A 20,301-nucleotide genomic window follows, 5' to 3' on the forward strand; every position below is an offset into this window, starting at 1 on the left:
AAACATATGAAAAAATATTTCACCTTGGCTTTTGTTTTAGCCCTTGCTCCCGCGTGGTTGCAAGCGGCCAATACGTTCCGCAAGGAAGTTCCCGTCCGCCAGCACGGCAAGGAAGAGGGGATGCTCTTGGATTTGAGCAAAATTTCTATGGGCACCTTGAACGATGTGGAAGAGAAAAAACAGTATCTTTCTACCGTACAGTTGGAAAAACAGCGTATCCAAAACTATACGCTTCGTATGGTATATGAAAACGCCTACCGCCTGTATAAATACGGCGATTACCAGCGCGCGCAGGAAATGGCCCAAACCATTTTAAGCATTGACCCGAACTTTAAACAGGCCCAAACGCTCGCCAAACAGGCCAGTCATATGGGCACTTACGGCACCACGTCCGAGGCCGAAGTAATTGAGGCCAAATTCCAGGAAACCATTCGTCTCTACGACAGCGGCCGCTTGGTGGAAGCCAATGACAAATTAAACGAAATTTTGACGATTCAGCCCGGCAACTCCAAGGCCCAGTCTTGGAAGCGCAAAATTGATTACGACATTGCCAAAGAATATACCCGCCGCGGCGACGAAGCCTATCAAAACGATAACTACCAGGCCGCCTTGGATGCGTGGTATAATGCCCTTTTGATGCGCAAGGACGACCCGAAACTCGTCTCCAAAATTGCCGAAACGGAAAACAAACTGCGCAAACAGCAGGTGGAAGAATCTATGAAGCAGGCCTTGGAATTTTATAACAAAGGCCAGTATGTGGAATCTTACGCCGTGTTTGAACGCATTACGAAAATCCAGCCCGGCGACCCGCGCGTGCAAAAATATATGTCTCAGTTAAAAAACGAAATTGCCGCGGGTTACTATCAGGCGGGCAACCGCTCGTATAACGCAAACCGCTTTGACCAAGCCGTTTCGTACTGGACGAACGCCAAAAAATGGGGCGCCGATACGACGACGATGGACGGCCTTATCAAACGGGCCCGCAACGCCAAGGAAAACCATTTGCGCGTAAAACAACAGCAGGCCGTTACCAAGGCCGAACAGGCCGCCAAAAAGGCGGAAGACGCCGCCAATAAAGCCGAACAAAAGGCCGAAGAAACTCTGCCGGAACAGCCCGAAACCGTGGTGGTGGACGGCAATGTGCCCGGTATGACGGGCGGTACGGTTATCCCCGGCGCTTCTACGGGCGGAATCGGCTCTTCTGTCGGTACCGTAGGGGCGAACGAAACCTTGCCGACTTTAACGGGTACGACCACGAACCCGGTGTCTGCCGAAGCGAGCAACGCTTCCCGCGCCAAATTTATTGAAGGGTTGGATGCGTACAACCAAGACGATTACGAACGCGCCCGCCAGGCTTGGATTGTGGCCAAGCAACTGGACCCGGGCAACAGCGATGCGGACTTGGGCTTGCGCAAACTGGAAGAGTTAATGAAATAGGAGCGGTGTTTTTGATATGAAACTGACATCCAAATGGCTTTTGTGGTTCGTCTTGGTAACGGTATATGCGTCCGTTATCGGCGGGTTGTTCTATTACAATTTGTTTAAATTTGTCTTTGACAAAAAACTCCAAAACGAAATGGTGGAAATGGTCCGCTTCCGCGCGCCGTCCTTGGTGCAGTGGTTGGCCTCCCGCCCTAAGGGCGCGGCTACCTTCCGCGAGGCCGAAATTATGAAGGGCCTCCAACGCAACGATAACCGCATCCGCAGTTTGGTGTATTTGAACTACGACGGCTCTATCCGCTGGCACGAAAATACCAAGTTTTTGGGTATGTCGTATGCCGATTACAATGCTTCCGTGGGCTTTGATTCCAATGCCGCGGTGCAGGCGATTCGGGACGGACTTCCCCGCGCTATTTTAACGTCCAGCGGCGAATATTACGATATGGCTATCCCGCTTTTGGCCAAGGGCAACGCCGTGGCCGGGGTCGTCAACGTAACCGTTTCACGCGAGAACGCCCAAAAGTTAATCCAATCCTCTATGGTGCGCTATGCGTGCGGTGCGTTTATTATGATTTTGCTCATTGGCGGCGTGCTGTATTTGTTCTTATTGCTTAAAATTATCCGCCCGCTGGGTGCGTTAAAGGATAGCGTAGAGGCCGTTTCGCTTAATAATTTAACGCTTTCTTTTCCGTCGCGCAAGGATGAAATCGGCGGCGTGGCGCAGGCTGTTTCGGGCTTGCTCGTCAAAATCCGCGAAGATATCAAGAGTATGGAAAACGTGGAAATTATGACGCTGGAAAAGGAACAACGCTGGTGGAAGACCATTTTGGCTGTAACGGTGCCGAAAGGTTCCCGCGCGTTAGTTATTGACGAAAACAACAACATCTTATATACTAACTTTGAACTGAAAGTGCCGGGCAAAGAAAAAGTACACTTGTTGGACATTTTTGACGGACGCCAGCAGGAAATCATCCAGGTAGTGGGCGAAGCGCTTGAAAACCCGACCAAGGTACTGCGCGGCACAGTTGTAAATAAAAATGTAAAATGTTTGGTAAAAGCCGTTCAACTGCCCGACGATGCAGGCAAAAACCGCATTGTGCTGGTACTGGAACCCGAAAAATAAGATTTAGGAGAAGATATGAAAGTAGAAATCAAAAAAATTAATATTTCAGCGTTGTTGTTTTCTGTTTTCCCATTGGCTGTATTTGTGGTGATGCTGTTAAGCGCGTTTATGGAAATGTTCAACCCCGACTTTTCCTTTACGGTTGCCTATGTAATGGGCCTTATTATGCGCGCTATCCAAGGCACGCTGTTGTTCTTGGTTTCGTCGGTGCTGTTTGCGCTGGCTTACAATTTGTTGTGCTCTATCGGTATCCGCGGGGTACACGTAGAGTTGGAAGATAAATAAAAAGGAGAATAAGGGTTAATGAAAAAACTCATTGTCATTTTAGTAGTTTGTGCCGTCGCGGGACTCGCGTTTGCCGCCCCGGCCAAAAAAGCGGTCAAAACCGCTAAAAAAGCGCCTGCCAAGGCGGAGTTCGTTATTATTGAAGCGGACGAATACAAAGCGGGGCAGGAAGACCCCCAACTGACGGCCGGTATCGCCCAGTTTTTGGAAATGGAACCGACTGTAACCAAGGTATCTTATAAAGATGCCGCGGACGATGAAAGATTGGCCGGCTTGGATTACAGTTTCTTGCCGCTTTATTTGATTAAAAAGACCGATGCCATCCGCACCAAATTGGAAAAACACCTGCAATACGGTTACGCCCAAGAAAATGCGGAATACATCATTTTGCCGCACCAAACCCGCCAAGGCGTGTTTAACAACAAAACCGCCAAACCGGGCGTAATGGAAATTTTTGTAATGTCCCAATGCCCTTATGGCGTTATGGCCGAAAACTTGGTTATCCAAGCCCAAAAAGACGGTAAAATGCCTGCGGGAAAAGATATCCGCGTGCGCTATATCGTTAATTACAGCGACAAAGACGGTTTTTCCAGCCTGCACGGTTCCGGCGAGTGGGAAGAAGACATCCGCCAACTGTTAATTGCCAAATACTACCCGGAAAAATTCTGGAAATATTTGGAAATCCGCAACAAAGACTACCGTTCCAGCCGCTGGGATAAAGCGATGGATGAAGCCGGTATCAATTCCAAAAAAATTATGAAGAAATTTGATACCGAAGGGGTGGAACTTTTGAAGGCCGAAGCCAAATACACGCAGGAATACGGCATTAACGCCTCTCCGTCCTTTGTGTGGGAAGGCAAAGTGCAGTTGGATTTCGGTTCCGCAGCGGAAATTGAAGGCTTTGGGTTCTTGAACCCCAACGCCGCTAAATCCGGCGCGGCCGCGGCTCCTGCCGGCAGTTGCTAACCTGATTTTGACAAATTACGGGGGCAGGGAAAACACTTCCCCGCCCCCGTTTTGCAAAGTACCCCGGCGGTAGGCCCCCGGCTTACGGCCCGGATATTTTGAAGGACAAATACAAATTTTATGAAGACAAAGGGAAGTCTGTTTCGCGGTTTATTTTCCAACGCGGTTTTTGTGCTGATTTTAATTTCCATTGTGCCGGTGCTCATTATCGGGTATCACTTAATGGATGTAAACAGCCGCGTGCTGAAAAATGAAATTTCGCAAAAACAGCAAACGGTGGCCAGCCGTTTGGCGGCGGCGGTGCGTTTTAACATTACGCACAATACGCAGTATTTTTCCGTCTTTGTGGATTTGCACAGTGATTTTGGCGGCCACAATTTTATTAACGGCGCCGATTTAAAATACCTGCGCCGCAGCGACCCATCCGTTTTGTATCTGGCGGCATTGGACCCGGCGGGCAAGTTGTTGCTGTCCTCCGGCGAACGGGCGGAAAACGTAAATTGGGCGCAGGAAATAAAATCCATTTTGCAAGCGTGTGTAAAAGAGAAAAAGCCGTATTACTTGGGGGGCGTCTATCCGTCCGAGGATGGGCTTTTTATGTTAATGGCGTTTCCTATCCGCCAGCGGTTAAACGACAGCCGCGTATCGGGCGTTTTAGTGGCGGAAACGGGTCTTGCGGAGTTGGGTAAAATGTTGTTGCAGGTCTATCCAATGGATATGAACGCCGTGATTGCCACGCGCGAAGGGCAGATTATTTCGTTTAACGGGGCCCCCGGCGGCCTAGCCACCGATCCCCAGCCCGAAATGACGGCCCGCGTGCGCGAAATCAGCAACCTTTTGGGCAGTGCGCACAGTCGGGAACTCTCGCTGTCCAACGGAGAAAAGATTTTGGTGGCCTCGGCCGAGTTACCGCTTTCCGGCTGGCGGGTGTATGTGGACCAACCTGCGGATGTAACCTTGCAGTTGCTTAAAGAGAGCACTTTCCACTCGCTGTGGGACGTAACGCTTTTGGTATTAGTGATGTTGCTGTTTGTGGTAGTGGTGAGTTATTGGGTAATTAAACCGATTACGCGCCCTTTGGAGCGGCTGCGCCGGGCGGCGGTTAAACAGCGCGAAAACGGCGATTATGTCGTGCGCCAAGAGGATTTGGATATTCCCAATAACGAAATTGGCGAACTGGCGCAGGCGTTTGTGGATATGTCGGGCGCGTTGCACACACGGCGGCAGGAGTTGATTGGCGCGCAAACGGAACTGGCGCAAATGAACCAAGCGCTGGAAAAACGCGTAGAGGAACGTACGCACGAATTAAAGGCCGCCACACGGGAACTGGTAAAATCCGAACGCTTGGCCGCTATCGGGCAAATGGCGTCTATCATCAGCCACGAAATCCGTAACCCGCTGGCTGTCATCAGCAACGCCACGCGCCTAATCAAAATGCTGGTGCGCACGCCGGACGCCAAGTTGCTTAAACAGTTTGGCATTATTGAGGCGGAAATTAAGCAGGCCAACAGCATTATCAGCGAGGTGTTAGGCTATGCCCGCACGCGCGATTTGATTTTAAGCACGATTGATTTGAACAGTTATCTGCGCGAAATTTTGCTTTCATACCCGTTTATTCCGGGTATTACGTTAAAGGACGAATTGGACCCGGAATCGGTGCGTATTAAAGTGGACGCGGAGGAAATCAAACAGGCCATCCGCAATATTGTGTCCAACGCTGTGGAAGCAATGAACGGCGGCGGTACGCTGACCGTTGGCACGAAGGTAGGCCGCCGCGTGGTGTGCATTTACATTGCCGATACGGGCCCCGGCATCAGCGAGGAAGTCCGCCATAAAATGTTTGCGCCGTTCTTTACCACCAAGGCCCGCGGAACCGGGCTTGGCTTGGCCGTCGTGGGCAAGGCCATTAGCCGCCACAAGGGCAAACTGTTTATTCAAAGCGAAGTAGGCAAGGGAACCTGCTTCCAAATTTATCTGAAAATTTATAAAAAACCCGGAGACACGAGTTATGGAGAAGCAAGTTAAAATTTTGGTAGTGGATGACGACAACAACCTGCGCGAAACGCTGGTGGATTTGCTGGAAATTGAGGGCTATAAAGTCTATCAGGCCGGTACCGCGGCGGAGTGCTTGGAGTTGTGCGCCAGCGAGTTTTTTAACGTGATTTTAATGGACTACAACCTGCCCGACGAAACGGGTATGGAACTCATCCGTAAAATCCGCTCCTTTAACCAAGATACGCAGATTATTATGATTACGGCCTATGCCTCGTTAAACGCCATTATGGAGGCTATGCAGGAGTCCGTTTACGACTTTTTAATTAAGCCGGTGGATTTTGACTATTTAAAGCGCACCATTAACCGTGCGTTGGATAAGTATTTCTTGGAGCAGAGCAACAAGGAATTGCTCGCCCAGTTAAAAACGCGCAACGACGATTTGGACCGCTTGAATAATATGAAGTCCAAATTCTTTTCCATTGTGTCGCACGACTTGTCCAACTCGTTAATGACGCTTAAAATGAGTTTTGATATGCTCAAAAAGAAACTCACGCCCGACGACGACCAAAAGAAAAAAATGATGTTTATGGACGAGTCTATCGGCCAAATTGAGCATTTGATTAAGGACTTGGTGGACTGGGCCGCCATTGAAAAGGGCAAACTGCGCATTGAAAAAGCCCGCTTTGAACTAACGGAAAGTTTAAAGAAGACGGCGGAAATCTTCCGGGCCAAGGGGGCCAAGCGCAATATCCGCGTTACGTTTGAAAGTTGCGGCGCGGTGCCTGTGTTTGCCGACGAGAAACGTATCCGCCAAGTGATTTCCAATATTTTGGAAAACGCCGTGCGCCATACGCCGGATAATGGCACGATTGAAATTGTTGTTAGCAAAATAGATGAAAAAAATGTTAAAGTGTCAGTAGCGGACTCTGGGGACGGTATTGACCCCCAGCAGGCGCCCAATTTGTTTACCAGTTTTACGCAAGTAGGCGACAAAAGCCGTGTCGGCCGCTTGGGGTTAGGCTTATCCATTGCCAAGGATATCGTCGTAAACCACGGCGGGCGCATTTGGGCCCATAGCGAGGGCCTGGGGAAAGGGGCTTCGTTTAATTTTACGCTGCCTATTATGAATTCGTAACATTTTACAACGTGTAGGGGAGTTGCTATGAACAAGAAGAAAAAAGTAACGGTACTGATTGCGGACGACCAAACGCTCTTCCGGGAAGGGATTAAAGATGTATTAACCGGGGAGAAATGGATTGAAGTGGTGGGGGAAGCCGCCGACGGACTGGAAGCGGTTGCCAAGGCTAAAAAATTAAAACCCGACGTGGTTTTAATGGATATCAAATTGCCGAAGATGGACGGTATTAACGCTACGCGCCAAATCCGCCAGCAGTGCCCCGAAGTAAATGTGCTGATGCTTTCCAGTTTTGAGGACGAAGCGCACGTCTTGGACGCTATTCAGGCGGGGGCCAACGGCTATTTGTCCAAAATGCTTCCGGCCGCCGAACTCGTCAACTCTATTAAAACCTTCACCAGCGAGGGGTTAATGATTCCCCAGCAGTTAATGGGCAAACTCCTCCACGGCCTGCGCAAAATGGGCGATAACGGTATGCCCTCCCAGGCCACGCTGACGAAAACTGAAATTAAGGTAATGGACTATTTGGGTAAAGGGTTAAGCAACAAGGAGCTGGCCAAAGAGTTGGGGTGCAGTGTAAAAACGATTAAAAACCACTTAAACAGCGCTTTTCATAAATTGGGCGTAAGCAGCCGCACGGAAGCGGTGGTAAAAGCCATTGAAAAGGGGCTGATTTCGTCGGAAGGCAGAACCGTGTCCGACGATATGGACGGAGAATAATCTATGCCGGTAAAGAGGCCGCCAGTTTTATTACTTCGCCGCCGCGGGCAAGCCACTATTGAATATGTGCTGATGCTTGCCACGGTGGTGGTGGTGCTTTCGGCCTTTTTAACGGCGTTTCACACGCACATTGTGCGGTTTTTGTTTATCTTTATCGGGCAGTTACTGGCAAGTTAAAAATGTTTAATTGGCAGCGTATAAAACACAAACTCCAAGAGAAAAAGGCGCAAATCCTGTTGCCTTCGGTGCTTCTTGCGCCTATTTTTATCTTGGTTATCTATTTGCTATTTGAAACCGCCAAGGTATCTATGGCCAAGGTGCGCGAACAGTTCGCCTTGGATAACGCCGCCTATACGCAGGTATCTGCCGCCAGCACTTATTTGAACGCGCTGGGGATGGTAAACGGTCCGCTCCCTTACCGTGTAATGCTGTATTACAAGGACCAAAAGGTCAACGCTACCGAAGAGGCCAAACGTCAGGGCCGCCCGGCGCAGGTTAGCGTGTTTGAACTTTTTTACCACGGCGGCGGTATTCCGGCTATTGGGCCCGATTACGAAACGGGCATTAACGCGCCGCCCCGCGCCGAATCCACCGATTGGGGCCTGCGCTACGACCCGGCCATTACCACTAAGGACGAAAACCACTATCCCCGCTCGGATTGGGAAAAGGAATCGCCCAAAGAACCGTCGTCCGGCGAGTGGGTGCCGGTGATGAGCCGCGAACTTGTGGAAAATTATTACATCCCGGGCGTGGACTTTGCCAAAAACGTTATCCAATACTATTTGGAAATGTTTTTGTATGTCGGTTCTACGTACGATTCCCAGACGTATGTGTATAAGCAAAACAGCAAAAATGCCGTTATGTACCGCTCGGTGTATTATTTAAACGTAAGCAACTGCAAACGCTCCGATTGCGCCCGCCAAAGCGCGGCCAAACTGCGCAACTATTTGCCGCTTAACGCACAGCCCTTTTACTTAAATAACGTGCGCTTCTTCTTATCCGATTCGTCCCGCTCCGGGGCGCACTACGGCGCGTACAACTTGGATTTTAATATGGAAGAAAACGTAAAGACTAAGATGTTCCAGTTTGCGTATTTGGACCCGGGTTCCCGCACGCGTTTGCGCCAGTTCGGGCACGGTATCCTGCTGAAACAAAACTATACGTTGCCTAAAAACCATTTTAATATTAACTTGGAACAAAAATATAAACCGTTTGTGCGTACCACCGTTAAATTGCAGTGCCCGCGCGCCAATAACAACTGCGTGTGGCCGAACCCGTTGCCTAAGTACAACGTAACGCTGGCGCCTTAATTTATGATGATAAAGAACTTTTCTCTCTTTCGCTCCCGTCGTGGGCAGGCCACTACCGAAGTGGTCCTGCTGTTTCCCATTTTCGTTATTTTCATTTTGTTTATTATCAAAATCTTCGGGTTGCTGATTTTGAGCCAAAAAATGGAAATCGCGGGGTATTATGCCGGGCGGCGTTTCCAGTTGCAGTCGCACGTTACGGACTATTACGCCAATACGTGGGATAAACGCTTTTTGCAGAAAGACATCCAAAAAAAGGTGGAAAACTACCTAGGTTTTGATAACCCCGGTATGCGGAAATTTTTGAGTTTAAACGAACTCAAATTGGACATTAACACCTCGGGCACTTGGACGAAGGTGGTTATCACGGCCCGCACGCGCCCGCCGCGGATTCGCTTTCTGTGCAAATACAACCGCGACCAAGTCTGCCAACAGGACGCCAAATGCGTAAAAGGTTATAACTATTTGTGCGAGACAGGGGGCGAGGTCGTCAGCACCAAATATGTAGGTGCGAACGAGCGTCCTTCGCCGTACCAACGCCCGGAAGGACGGTAACGGTATAGGAAATACCCTTGACAAGGGGGTATTTTCTGCCTATACTAAAAGTAGGTAAATGTAACTCTGTGTTTGAGCGCACCCCCGGGTGCGGGTCAACAAGAGTAGTTTTTATTATTATGTTAAGGGGTTTTGTATGTTTAAGTTAAAGCCGGGAAATGTCTTCCAAAAGATGAATAAAATGGACCGCAAACAGGCCTATACCTTGGGGGCGATTGTGGTGGTGGTGTTTGTGGCGTTAATTACAATGGCTTCCTTTTTGGGCAAGGCGGACGATTCGTCCTTTGACGGGTTCAATTCCCGCGGGTACGATTTGGCCCAAATGCCCTTTGTAAATGACGAGGCCGAAGAATATTTGTTAGCCTCCAAATACCCCGATATGCAGGGCAACAATTCTACTATGCTTTACAGTTCTTCTGAAAAAGAGGAACGCCAGGCAGAGGATGCCGCGCAGGCCGAGGAAGAAGAAGCCTCTACCGATACAGCAGCGGAATCTTCGTCTGCTGATTCGTCTTATTCCGGCTATTCCGGGCGCGGTTATTCGGGCCGCGGCGGAGCCAGAACGCCTACGCAAATCGGTCAGTTGGGTTCGGCCAGTATGCGTAGCACGGGCGGAAGCGGTATCAGCGCCACTTGGGGTGCGCCCAAGGGGGACTTTTCTCCCTATAAAAGCCAAGATAAAGGCACCGAATCGCCCTTGCAGTTAAAGAACACGGACGCCAAAAAGGCCTTGTCCCAGTTTGCGCGCGGCAGTGCGGCGGCGGCCGGGTTAAAGGACGGTAAAAGCATCAATGCCAAACGCGCGTTAATGGGCGCCGGGATTAAAGGCAGCGAAGCGTTTTCCGAAACTGGCGGCGTGGATTTGAGCAAGACGGCTGGCCTTAATTTGGATACCAATGCCCCTGTGTCGTCTGCGGATTTGAGCAATTTGGATAAAAAGATTGACGATGCCAATCAAAGAGGTAAGGACGAAAAAAAGAAAGAAGAAGAAAAATTTGGCAACTCTTTGGCTAACGATTTGTGGAAACAGGTGCTTACCAAGGTGGTGGATATCGGTATGCAGCAGTTAAGCCAGGGCATTGATACTTGGATGGCCAATATGTCGGCCAACAAGGCGGGTAACAATTATGCGTCGGAACTGGGTAAAGAACTTTTAAACAAAGATGTTTCCGCCTTGACCCCCGAAGAAAAAGCATTAGTTACTTCGGCTTTGGGTAAGTCGGATTTAGGAACAGGTACGGTGCGCGACGCGTGGAAGAATAACGGAGTAAAACAATCAGAGCAAAAAGTTCCCACGATGCCCACGAAACCGAGCAAACAGGATTATATGACCTCTTCTTCGGACAACGGTTCGGAACAGGTGTTGGATAAAACGCGTTGGAACGCGGCCAAAGAGCAATATCAGAAAGATAAACAAGCATATGACAAATACAACTCGGAGCAGAAAGATGAGGCCGTTGCATTTGGTAAAATGATGAAGCCTACTTTGGCCCAAGGGTCGGATAAAATGTCCCGCCAATACCAAAGCACGCGTGTTGCGGCGTATAATTCCCGTGCCAAGCATAGTAAGCAAGAAGTGGTGGAAGTAACGCCAATGCAAAAATCGTCGGACGGGAAACTTGACACATCGTGGTGGACGGACGAGATGAAGAAGAACCACGAGGATATGAAACGCAAAGCAGAAGAGTATCGCCAACAGAAGGAGCGGGACTGGCAAGAATACATCAAAAAGCACCGGCAGCAGAAGCCGCCGTGGAAACGTGGATAAAATTTAGTTTTTAAGTTAGGAGGAATTTATGAATATCTTTAAATGGCTGACAGGCCGGGCCGGAAAAATGGCTCTTTCCGCCGCGCAAGCGGTGGGTCTTTCCGCCGTGGTGGGGGTGGCGGGTATTGCCGCTTGGCAATATTTGGATACGCCCTCCGACAACACGGCCTTCAATCCCGCCGCCCAGTACGACCCGGGCGAGGTGGTTTATGTCGCCGGGGCTTCGGGCGGTTCCTATGGGGCCAATGGCGAAGTGGAATCCGCTTTCCGCGCCAAACCCTCTAAGGCGATTGAAATGACCGAAAAAATGACCTTGGCGCAAAAACAGGCGCAGGCTATGGAGGATGACGTAATTCCTTCCGTGTCCGTGTCTCCTACGCCGTCTGCCTATCAAATGGGCGCAACCGAGGGCTTGGGGATGAACGCCAACGACGGTAAAGGGGAACGCTTGGACGGTAACCCCTTGGCGGCCATACAGGGCACGATGAACGGTATGAAGGATGTTATCAGCCGCGCGCAAGAGCAAGCCCAAGCGCAGGCCAATGCACAGGGAGAAAAGCCTGGGGCTCCTACCTTAGCGAGCGCCAAACGCACCAGCGCAGGCTCCTCTAACGCAGGGCACGGTCAGGCGTTTAATTCCTCCTTTGTAATTCAGGACAGCGGCAAATCCGCCAGTTCCCGCGCCGCGGCCGCGGCAGGCTCGCCCGAAGAAGTGGGTAACATTTTTGCTTCCGCGCAAGCACAGGCCAACCGCACGGTAGAGGGGATGCAAATGCGTTCCCGCTCCAACTTTGGCCCGGGCAATAACTCCTTGGGGGCGGATAAAGATTTGTCCGTCGGCGATGCGCGCTCCTCCAAAGAGGGAAAAGATTTAGTCTTTATTCAAAAGCGTTCCGCCGATGCGGCCCGTAACCGCAACCGCTCCGCCAACGAAGGCTCCCGCGCGTTCTTGGCCAGCACTAAGGTTTCGGGCGGTATGCGCATTGTGGGCGACACCGTGGCTATCGGCCAAGGGCAGGGCTCTAAGGATTTTGACAATGTACACGAAGCCAATTTGCGCGGTATCGGTAGTTGGACTTCAAGTGCGGTGGACGAAGCCACCCAGCGTATGATTGACCGCCAAAACCTGCAAAAATGGCTTTGGAAAGCGATTGCCACCTGCTTGGCCGCAATGATTGCGATTCCACTCCTCAAAAAAATTCCGCTTTGGGGAACGATTTTAGCGGTTGCTGTGATGGTTGCCGCTTTGGCTGTTGCGGCTACGGCGATTGTTAAGGGCGGCCAGTTTGCCCATAAATGGGGCGGCTCGGGTATGTCCACGGCCGTGATAATTGTGGGCGGCTTAATGGCCGCAGGTGTGGCCGTTTCGTTTATTTTACACAATGCTTTTGCTAAATTTTACAAACTCATTGGCCAAAAATTGGGCTTGTCTGGCGCGTCCGAAGCCGCCGCTTCTGGCGGTGCGGGGGGAGCAGGTGGTGCTGCGGGAGGATCCCAGTTGGCTGGTTCCAGTGCGTTCCAGGCTGGCGTGCCTGGGGCTCCGCCACCAATTTATTAATGGATTTTGACTTATGCAAATTGGAAAATTGATTATTGAGCCGTGGAATAAACACAATGCTATTTGGCGCATAGTCGCGCTTTTGCTGGTAGCGTTGTGGGCGGTATGGGGCGCGGTAATTTATTACGAAAGCGCCCAACTGACCGCCAAAGTGCGCGCAGAGAAAGAAGCACAGCAGCGCGAGGAGGAACGCTTGGAAAGAGCGGCCTCTTACCGCCGCGCCGCTTTGCAACGGCAAGCGCAGCCGTCCGGCGTGCAAAACGCTGTGGACGCGTTTAAACGGTAAGGAGAAAATTATGAATGTATTTAAATTTTTAAAAAGCGTCTCCGGCAAAGTGCAACTGACGGTGCTGAATACCTCCGTTACCGCACTAGCCGTGGGCGGTTTGGCTTCGGCTACCTTGTTTGGCGTAGGCGCCGAACAGGGCAAGCAGGAGTTAGCCGTCCGTTCCTTGTCCTCGGTGGCGGGCTCTGCCTCGTCCTACGAGGGGTTACAGGAAAGACACGGGCAACTGACCTCTATTAACATCGTAGATTCCAGCAACAAACTGGCCAACCCCGACGATGTAGCCCGCTTGGGCGATAACGGCTCGGCCAGCCGCTTTGGGCTGGATAAAGTGGATAATGTGGCGGGTTCCTTGGGGCAGGCCGTGCAATTATCCGGATCCGACGGTTTAAATATGAACGCCAACGTCGCCACCGTGCAGGAAAATAAGGCCACTGGCGAAGCGCGCCGCTATTCTGCGGGTGGGGCGGTGAACGAAGCGGCCCGCCGCGCGGGTGCGGCTAATAATGCTTCCCGCCCGGTAAATACCTTAACGCGCGCCTCTATGGGTTCCGTGTCCGGCGGAAATGTGTTCAACCAAGCCTCCGGCGCGTTGGGCGGTGCCCGCGCAACAGGTTCTACGTCTGGCGGAAGCGACTATCAATTTTCGGGCGCAATGCCCAGCGGCTCCAACTTGGTATCCGCTATGGATACGGGTTCCGGCGCCAGAGGGCAAAATTCCGGCTTTATGGCCGGCGGCAGAAGAACGACCGTTTCCAACGGTAAATTTTCCCGCGGCGGAAACGATTTGCAGGCTATTGCCAAACGCTCCGCCGATGTGGCCGGAAACAGCCACCGCGGCGCGAACGAAGGGGCTACGGCCTTTTTAGCGGGGTCCAATAACTCGGGCGGTATGCGCGTAGAGGGCGGTGTGGACGTCGGCACGACGGGTTCCGCTGATTTTAAAACGCCGACCAACAAACGCTTGAAATCTGTCGGCAAGGCTACCCAAAAGGTGGAAGACGAAGCCAAAGCGCGCCAAAAGGCCCGCAATACGCTTACTATTTTGCTCTTGGCCAGCGTGGCGACCACGGCGGCTGCGGCGATGTTTGGGTATGGTTTAATCCGCGCCGGGAGAACGGCTATTCCCGTGGGCGTGTGGTCCATTGTGGCTGGGCTTGCAATTATTGCGGCCGCGGCGGCGACTTCTATCGCTACCCTGGTAAAGGCCGGGCAGTATGCCTCGCGCTTTGGGGGCGGTTCGCTCCCCTTGGTGGCGGGTATTCTCAGCGGCTTGTGCGTCAGCGCACTGGGCTTTACGATTGCGGCTGCTTTCTCCGGCAAAGAAAGCCCGATTGTTAAATTTATGGATAAAATCACGGGCGTAATGAAAAAGTTTGCTATGAAGGAAGGCAAAACGATGCTTAAAGCCGAAGGCATCAATATGCTTCGCCAGCAAGGTACTAAGATTATAAAAGGTAAATAACCTAATAGGCGGGGGCGTACACCGTCCCCGCCCTTTTGCGTGAAAATTATGGCAGAACCAAATAAACCGACCGAACAGGAAGAAGATATAAAACCGTTGCCACTCTTGTGGCAAGAGGTTAAAAATCTCGCGCGCTCCAAAAATGTGCGTATTGTGGCGGCGGTTTTTTTGGTTTTACTGTTTTTAGGTTCCGTGGTCCCCGTGGGCAAAATTCCGTTCCTGCGCAATTTGGCGTGGGCTATGGGGTACTCCGCCGAGGAAACGGAAAATATTTCCTTTTTAAAGGCGCTTTTAACCTGGAACGAGCATACCAAAATTATGAACGGCGAACGCCCGGACCCCGACGGCTCCAATGTTTTTGCGGGCGATTCGGGCTCGTTAAAGGACCAACTGGAAAAGGCCAAGGCCTCCCAACTGTTTAATTTGCGTGCGTTAAACGCTTCTTTGGCGCGCCAAGGCCGCAGGGGCGATGCGCTCGCCACTGCATACAGCCAGGTGGATACGGGCGACGGAATAAAGCGCCCGGGCGTAGTGGTCCCCGGGAACGGTGTAGCCAACACGCAGGCTAATTCTACCCAGCAGGCCGAGGTGTATTTCGGCACGGACTCTTCCGCTCTTGCGCGTAACCCCAAGGACGGGTTTGATTCGTCCCAAACGCTTAAAAAAATTGCCAACGCCAATATTGCGGGTGGCAGCGGTACCGATTGGTTTATGCACGCCGTGGATAAGGCCCGTAGTGTGGATTCGGGCGTTACTGCGCTTACCCAAACGCTCAAAAACGGCGGTTCTATGACCCCGCTTAACATTAATTCGGATTTTGACACCAACAAGGCCCGCAAGGACTTGTATTATGTGTGGCTGACGAGTCTGGCGGCCAAACGCGCCAAGCACCCCGGTTTAAGCAAAATGCTGGCGGGTGCGGGCTTTAACGGGGCGGAAATGCCCAAGCGCGTGTTTGATTCCTCGGGTATGGCCGGAGGGATGGGCATTGACCCCGATAGCGTAGTGGCGGAAATGGACAGTATTAAAATGGCACTGCACCAGGAAGAAATGTGTAACGCTTCCTTAAAAGATACGGGCGGGAGTATTGACGCGCAAATTTCCAGTTCGTACGAAGCCATTAAAAGTTTGCCGGGTTCTTTTCCGGCCAGTTGCGACGATGTAAACGGCAATTTCACCAATAACTTGGCGGGCATCCGCAACAGTTGTAAAGCGGTGGAAAAGGCTTATTCCAATTTAAGCAGTACCTGCGGCGTAAAAATGAAGAACGCCCAGACCGAAAAATGCACCACCCTGCGCTTGGAAGACAAATACGATACGTATTCCAATTATTGCGAGCAGGAAAAGGAACGCTGCCAAACCTTGGCCACGCTGGAAGAACAGCAGGCCTGTATGCAGGCGCGCAAGAAATCGGCCGATTACGAGGGCGTGCGCCCGTCGGACATTGAGTCCACGGTTAATGATACGTTTGCCCGCGGGGCGGATTTCTTCCCGGAGCCGGAGTGGGGCTCGTCTATCGGGGACAGTTTGCAGGATAATAAATTAACCCCTTGAAAAAAGGCGATTTAATTGTATAATAGAAGTAAGGGAGTACGCATAAAGAAAGTTGTTACGGAATGGGCATCCAGTTCCGAACAACGGATTTCTTTATTTATGTATCGGGATAAAAAATATCCCCCGGCCCTATAAAAAAGGGCCTAACCCAGCAGTTTTATTTTAATAGGAGGCACTTATGCCAGAGGAAAAAGATAAAAAGAAGTCTTTGTTCCCCTTTTTAGGCGCGTCTGACGCTAAGAAGGATAATAAAGACAGTTTTACCTTTAGCGATAAGATTAAGAACAGCAAGCCTATGGGTTCTAAATCTTTTGCTAATCGTGTTTCCTCCAAAATCGGGAGCGACGGCAAACCCAGAAAAACTCTCTTTGAGAGAACCAGACGGGACGCGCCGTTCTTCATCGCCGCTTTGGTGGCGCTCTTGTTACTGCCGTTCTTGTATAAGTACAGCGGGCAAGTGAGCGAAGAACCTATGGTTACTCCCGGGAGTGAGGAATCCGTGTTTGACCCCGAACGGTACGGCTTTGATACCGCCACGGGCAACCCGGACGGTCAAATCGCCCAGTTTGCGGGGCGCGATTCGCTTAGTTTGATTAAAATGGGCGACGACACCACCGCTTCGGACGAAGTAACCAATGATTATATTCCTTCCCACGACGGGTACGATGCTTCGCAAGAATCCTCTACCAGCACGGAAGTGGAAGAGAATAACACCAACATTTATAAACGTGCCGCGGCTCCCGCCACGCGTGCGGCCTTCCGCCGTGCGGCCACGAAAATCAATCCGCTTTCTTCCGCTGGTTTAGCCACCCGCGGCGGCAGCAGATTGGGAGTAGGTATGTGGGGCGGCGGTATGAAAACGGCTGCCCGCAAAGTGGGTGCCTCCGGTCCGCGCAACAGCCCCAAGCCGGTTTCCTTGCAGCCCTTGCAGGCGGCGGGTAAACCGTCCAGAGTCTCTTTTGGTAACGGGTCTGCGGCCGAAGCCAGACGCTCCAAAGACGCTATGTCCAAAGCCAATGCTATGCAGGCGTTGATGGACGCGCAGATGAAACCTGTCCAACCCGGCAAAATCGGTGGTTTGGGCGGCGGTAGTTTTGGCCCCGGCGGCGGTAAAGGCAATTTGGACCGCAAATTTACCTACAACGGCAAAGAACCCTGGTGGTGGGATATGATGAAGACCCGCGCCCAGAAAGAGTGGCAGGCTAACTTTGACCGCAAGTGGGATTGGATTAAATGGAAAGACAAAATGTTGCAGGGCTTCCTCAACGGTGTCTTATCCTGCTTGGCCACGGGTACCGACGATTGGTCTATGGGTAAAATGTTCGGCGCCGCAGAGGGCGCTGGAAAAGAGACTACTTGCTGTGGTGTGAAGGCAAAAAATTGGGAAGGCTTTGCTGGCGTTGGTGTTCCTTTTAATAAAAAGACCTGTGACGGTTTAAAAAAGAAACCTGAGTACAAAGAAGCTTGTGCCTCTGGTTGGGACGAAGGTAACAAAAATGCTGTTACTATGGGCCCGATTGCCCAGCGTGTGGACTGCCTGAGCAATGGCTTGGGCGGTGCATTTGGCAAAATGTGGAATAACCTCTTTGGTAAAAACAAAGGCACGTTTGCCGAAACGGGCGACTGCAATACTTTTGCCAAAGACGGCCTCTATACGGCTGATTTTGACAGCACCAAAGATGCCAGCAAATGGACGGTCTTCCATTACGTAGTAGGTATTCCTACTGCCAGATTGTCCGCTTACTATCAAATGACGCCTACCAAACAAGCGCAAGAATTGGTGGTGGGTTACATTGATAGAGGTGCTAAATTTAACAGCAACATCCCGGCAATGACGAACCGCAAGGACTTTGTGCCGTTGTTTGTGGAAAGTGTTGCTATTAAGAATAAAAAAATTAGAAAAGATAAACCCGCGGCTAATAAGGCCTCTACGGGTATGGCTACCGCTGATGCCGCTAACGGCAACGAAGTAGCCCCCGAAGATGTAGATGCTTTGGGCGCTCAGCCGATGATGAAATACACTGCTTTTTTGGGTGTATTGCGCAAAGGCGGCGTAATGAAAGATGCGGGCGAAACCGATGCCAAAGATTCCTTGACTGTTTCCACCAAAGGTGCCAAACAGGGCAAAGGCTTTGTAACCGGTGCGCGCTGCCCGTATCCGCTGGTGCGTATCACCTGCGAAAACCACGCCACGGTTTCCAGCCAGGGCGCCAAGATTGACGGTATGCCGTATGCCCACTTGACGTTTACCAACGGTATGACGGGTGAACAGGCTTACAACGCTATGAAGTCCCGCTTCCTGATTTCGTATATGATTCAGGGCGACGATAATGATGTAGCGTCCGCGATTACCACATCTACGGGTATGGCGCAAGGCCAGTATTACGATATCCCGCATATGGATATCAAACCGTACAAGGGTTCGTGGAGCCAGCAAATGACGGGCAACGGCTTTGTAACCAACTCGTTGGGTACGGAACGCAATGCCAAGACTTTGGCCACGGGTTACCAAGTAATTGCTAACTCCGCCAATATCAAAGCGTTGCGCGGTTCGGACAGAACCAACCCGTCCCGCCGCACGATTATCACGTGGGAAATCCGCCAGTGCGACAGCCTGTCCGTGGATGGCGAAAGCATCAATAAAGGCGGCTGCCAAAACGGCGTAATCAAACTGCGCGACGAGAAAGGCAAAGTTACAGGTATTTTGGGCCAAGACCGCCCGGGCCGCGTAGTCAGCACCGCTACCTGCGTGTATGACGACGGCGGAAACAATTATGTCGGTTTCCCGGTGAACTTGGATGATAAAGATGATCAGGAACCTGTACCGCCTCAGCAGGACCCCAAACCGCAGAATCCGCAAGAAAAAATCTTGCAGTTTGCGGATAATATGAACGGCAGCAAAGGTATTCCGTCTAAATACCAGGAACGCACGGGCTTGCTTAACATCCCGACGCTTTCTGTAAACGGTAAAGGCGGTCCTAAACCGTTCAATGAAGCCGTGAACACTAAAGCGTGCTTGGCTGTGGGTGTGGCCCGCGGTGGCGGTTCTGCCCCCTTGTTACAGCAAGATGTGGCGGCTGATTATATTAACAGTGTAATTGCCCGCACGAACGCTTCGCAGGCTTTTACGGCGGCGAATGCCAAGTTCGTACACTCCGGCAAAGTGAGTGTGCCGCAGTTGGTGGACGCTATGACGGTGGCTTATGCGCAGGATAAAAATGCAAAGGTACCGCTGGAAGTAGTCTGCTCTTTGGGTAAAACCATTGGGTACAACTCCTACGACCCGCAAATGATGAAATTACGTGCTCCGTGGAGAAATACGTTTGGTGCGTTTGCCGCTTATACGAGTGCCGATTCCTCGTATTTCCCGGCTCCGCTTACGTTGCAGAACGCCAAGAACTTGGACTTAGCCAATATGTCTGAGGCACAACTTAAAAAATTAATTATTGCCGATAGACGCTTCTTGGGCTGCGGTGCGGTAAAGCAGGGTAATGGCGCAACCATTAAGGCTATGGATAGTGTCAGACCTTACCACTATGGCCGCTACAACTGGAACGAAATGAGAACGGGCGATAAGGCGGATGTGCCGTTTATTGGACAGAGCGGCCGCGACGGCTATTTGGCTGCCTTGGAACGTGGTGGTTGGGTAACCAATGCTAGCGACCCCAAAGCCTATCCGTTGCACGCCATTGCGGAAGCGGTTGGTTTCCAACGCAAAGAATCCGTAACCAAGCAGGAATTGGCGGCCAGTTCCAACAAGACGATTGACGCCTTGAACCGCAGAGCCTATTTAACGAAGTATATGCACTTGTTTAACGAAAGTGCGGCAGACCCGTGCGGTTTAGGAGATGGTGTAATGCCCGTAGAAGATGCTTTGCGCTATATTGGGGCACTGTGCATTAACGGTAAAAATGCAAAACCGAGCAACAGCAACAATAGAGTGTGTGGCAGATATTACGGAGTGGCTGGTGAATCCACAACCAGTACCTATGATTCTAATGACACGCTTGATGTGGATAAAATTGATATAGAGTAAGTAGCGTATGTATATCAAAGGCCCCGGGGGGATAAAACCTCCCGGGGTTTTTTCTTTGTCCTTTTTTGGGGCGGCGTTGTCATCCCGGGGCCCGCATACGAGCGGGAA

The 20,301-nt window shown here is 51.3% G+C and carries 16 protein-coding genes; all 16 read left to right on the forward strand.

The annotated features are described in order from the left end of the window. Window positions 1–6 precede the first annotated feature (6 nt). Entirely contained in the window at window positions 7–1,437 is a 1,431-nt protein-coding gene (locus tag B2118_RS05730) for a hypothetical protein (RefSeq protein ID WP_428054034.1), read from the forward strand. Window positions 1,438–1,453: 16 nt separating this feature from the next. After that, window positions 1,454–2,563 (forward strand): HAMP domain-containing protein, encoded by a 1,110-nt coding sequence (locus B2118_RS05735; RefSeq protein ID WP_428054036.1) that lies wholly within the window; start codon window positions 1,454–1,456, stop codon window positions 2,561–2,563. 15 nt (window positions 2,564–2,578) lie between these two features. Continuing rightward, window positions 2,579–2,848 (forward strand): hypothetical protein, encoded by a 270-nt coding sequence (locus B2118_RS05740; protein ID WP_428054038.1) that lies wholly within the window; start codon window positions 2,579–2,581, stop codon window positions 2,846–2,848. A gap of 18 nt (window positions 2,849–2,866) precedes the next feature. Beyond that, window positions 2,867–3,814, forward strand: coding sequence for a DsbA family protein (locus tag B2118_RS05745; protein WP_428054040.1), 948 nt, complete (start codon window positions 2,867–2,869; stop codon window positions 3,812–3,814). 120 nt (window positions 3,815–3,934) lie between these two features. Further along, a complete protein-coding gene (locus B2118_RS05750; protein WP_428054043.1) occupies window positions 3,935–5,839 on the forward strand; it encodes an ATP-binding protein in 1,905 nt (634 codons plus the stop codon). Further along, window positions 5,823–6,944 carry an ATP-binding protein gene (locus B2118_RS05755; RefSeq protein ID WP_428054045.1) on the forward strand — a complete coding sequence of 374 codons (1,122 nt, stop codon included), beginning with the start codon at window positions 5,823–5,825 and terminating at the stop codon, window positions 6,942–6,944. The genes B2118_RS05750 and B2118_RS05755 overlap by 17 nt, the downstream gene beginning before the upstream one ends. Before the next feature lie 27 nt (window positions 6,945–6,971). Continuing rightward, window positions 6,972–7,664: a response regulator gene (locus B2118_RS05760; RefSeq protein ID WP_428054047.1), complete on the forward strand. Its 693-nt coding sequence runs from the start codon at window positions 6,972–6,974 to the stop codon at window positions 7,662–7,664. 3 nt (window positions 7,665–7,667) lie between these two features. Beyond that, window positions 7,668–7,841, forward strand: coding sequence for a class III signal peptide-containing protein (locus B2118_RS05765; RefSeq protein WP_428054049.1), 174 nt, complete (start codon window positions 7,668–7,670; stop codon window positions 7,839–7,841). Window positions 7,842–7,843: 2 nt separating this feature from the next. After that, window positions 7,844–8,974, forward strand: coding sequence for a hypothetical protein (locus B2118_RS05770; protein ID WP_428054051.1), 1,131 nt, complete (start codon window positions 7,844–7,846; stop codon window positions 8,972–8,974). Between the two features lie 3 nt (window positions 8,975–8,977). Further along, a complete protein-coding gene (locus B2118_RS05775) occupies window positions 8,978–9,526 on the forward strand; it encodes a hypothetical protein (RefSeq protein WP_428054053.1) in 549 nt (182 codons plus the stop codon). Window positions 9,527–9,662: 136 nt separating this feature from the next. Next, complete coding sequence (locus B2118_RS05780) at window positions 9,663–11,294, forward strand: hypothetical protein (protein ID WP_428054055.1); 1,632 nt, start codon at window positions 9,663–9,665, stop codon at window positions 11,292–11,294. A 28-nt stretch (window positions 11,295–11,322) separates the two neighbouring features. Further along, window positions 11,323–12,852: a hypothetical protein gene (locus tag B2118_RS05785; RefSeq protein ID WP_428054057.1), complete on the forward strand. Its 1,530-nt coding sequence runs from the start codon at window positions 11,323–11,325 to the stop codon at window positions 12,850–12,852. Window positions 12,853–12,865: 13 nt separating this feature from the next. Beyond that, complete coding sequence (locus tag B2118_RS05790; protein WP_428054059.1) at window positions 12,866–13,138, forward strand: hypothetical protein; 273 nt, start codon at window positions 12,866–12,868, stop codon at window positions 13,136–13,138. 10 nt (window positions 13,139–13,148) lie between these two features. Then, a complete protein-coding gene (locus B2118_RS05795; RefSeq protein ID WP_428054061.1) occupies window positions 13,149–14,603 on the forward strand; it encodes a hypothetical protein in 1,455 nt (484 codons plus the stop codon). Between the two features lie 48 nt (window positions 14,604–14,651). Then, window positions 14,652–16,157 carry a hypothetical protein gene (locus B2118_RS05800; protein ID WP_428054063.1) on the forward strand — a complete coding sequence of 502 codons (1,506 nt, stop codon included), beginning with the start codon at window positions 14,652–14,654 and terminating at the stop codon, window positions 16,155–16,157. A 178-nt stretch (window positions 16,158–16,335) separates the two neighbouring features. Further along, on the forward strand, window positions 16,336–20,193 hold the full coding sequence (locus B2118_RS05805; RefSeq protein WP_428054065.1) for a hypothetical protein: 3,858 nt from the start codon (window positions 16,336–16,338) through the stop codon (window positions 20,191–20,193). Window positions 20,194–20,301: the final 108 nt, after the last annotated feature.

This window comes from Candidatus Avelusimicrobium stercoris (assembly GCF_002437085.1).
Lineage (GTDB): Bacteria > Elusimicrobiota > Elusimicrobia > Elusimicrobiales > Elusimicrobiaceae > Avelusimicrobium > Avelusimicrobium stercoris.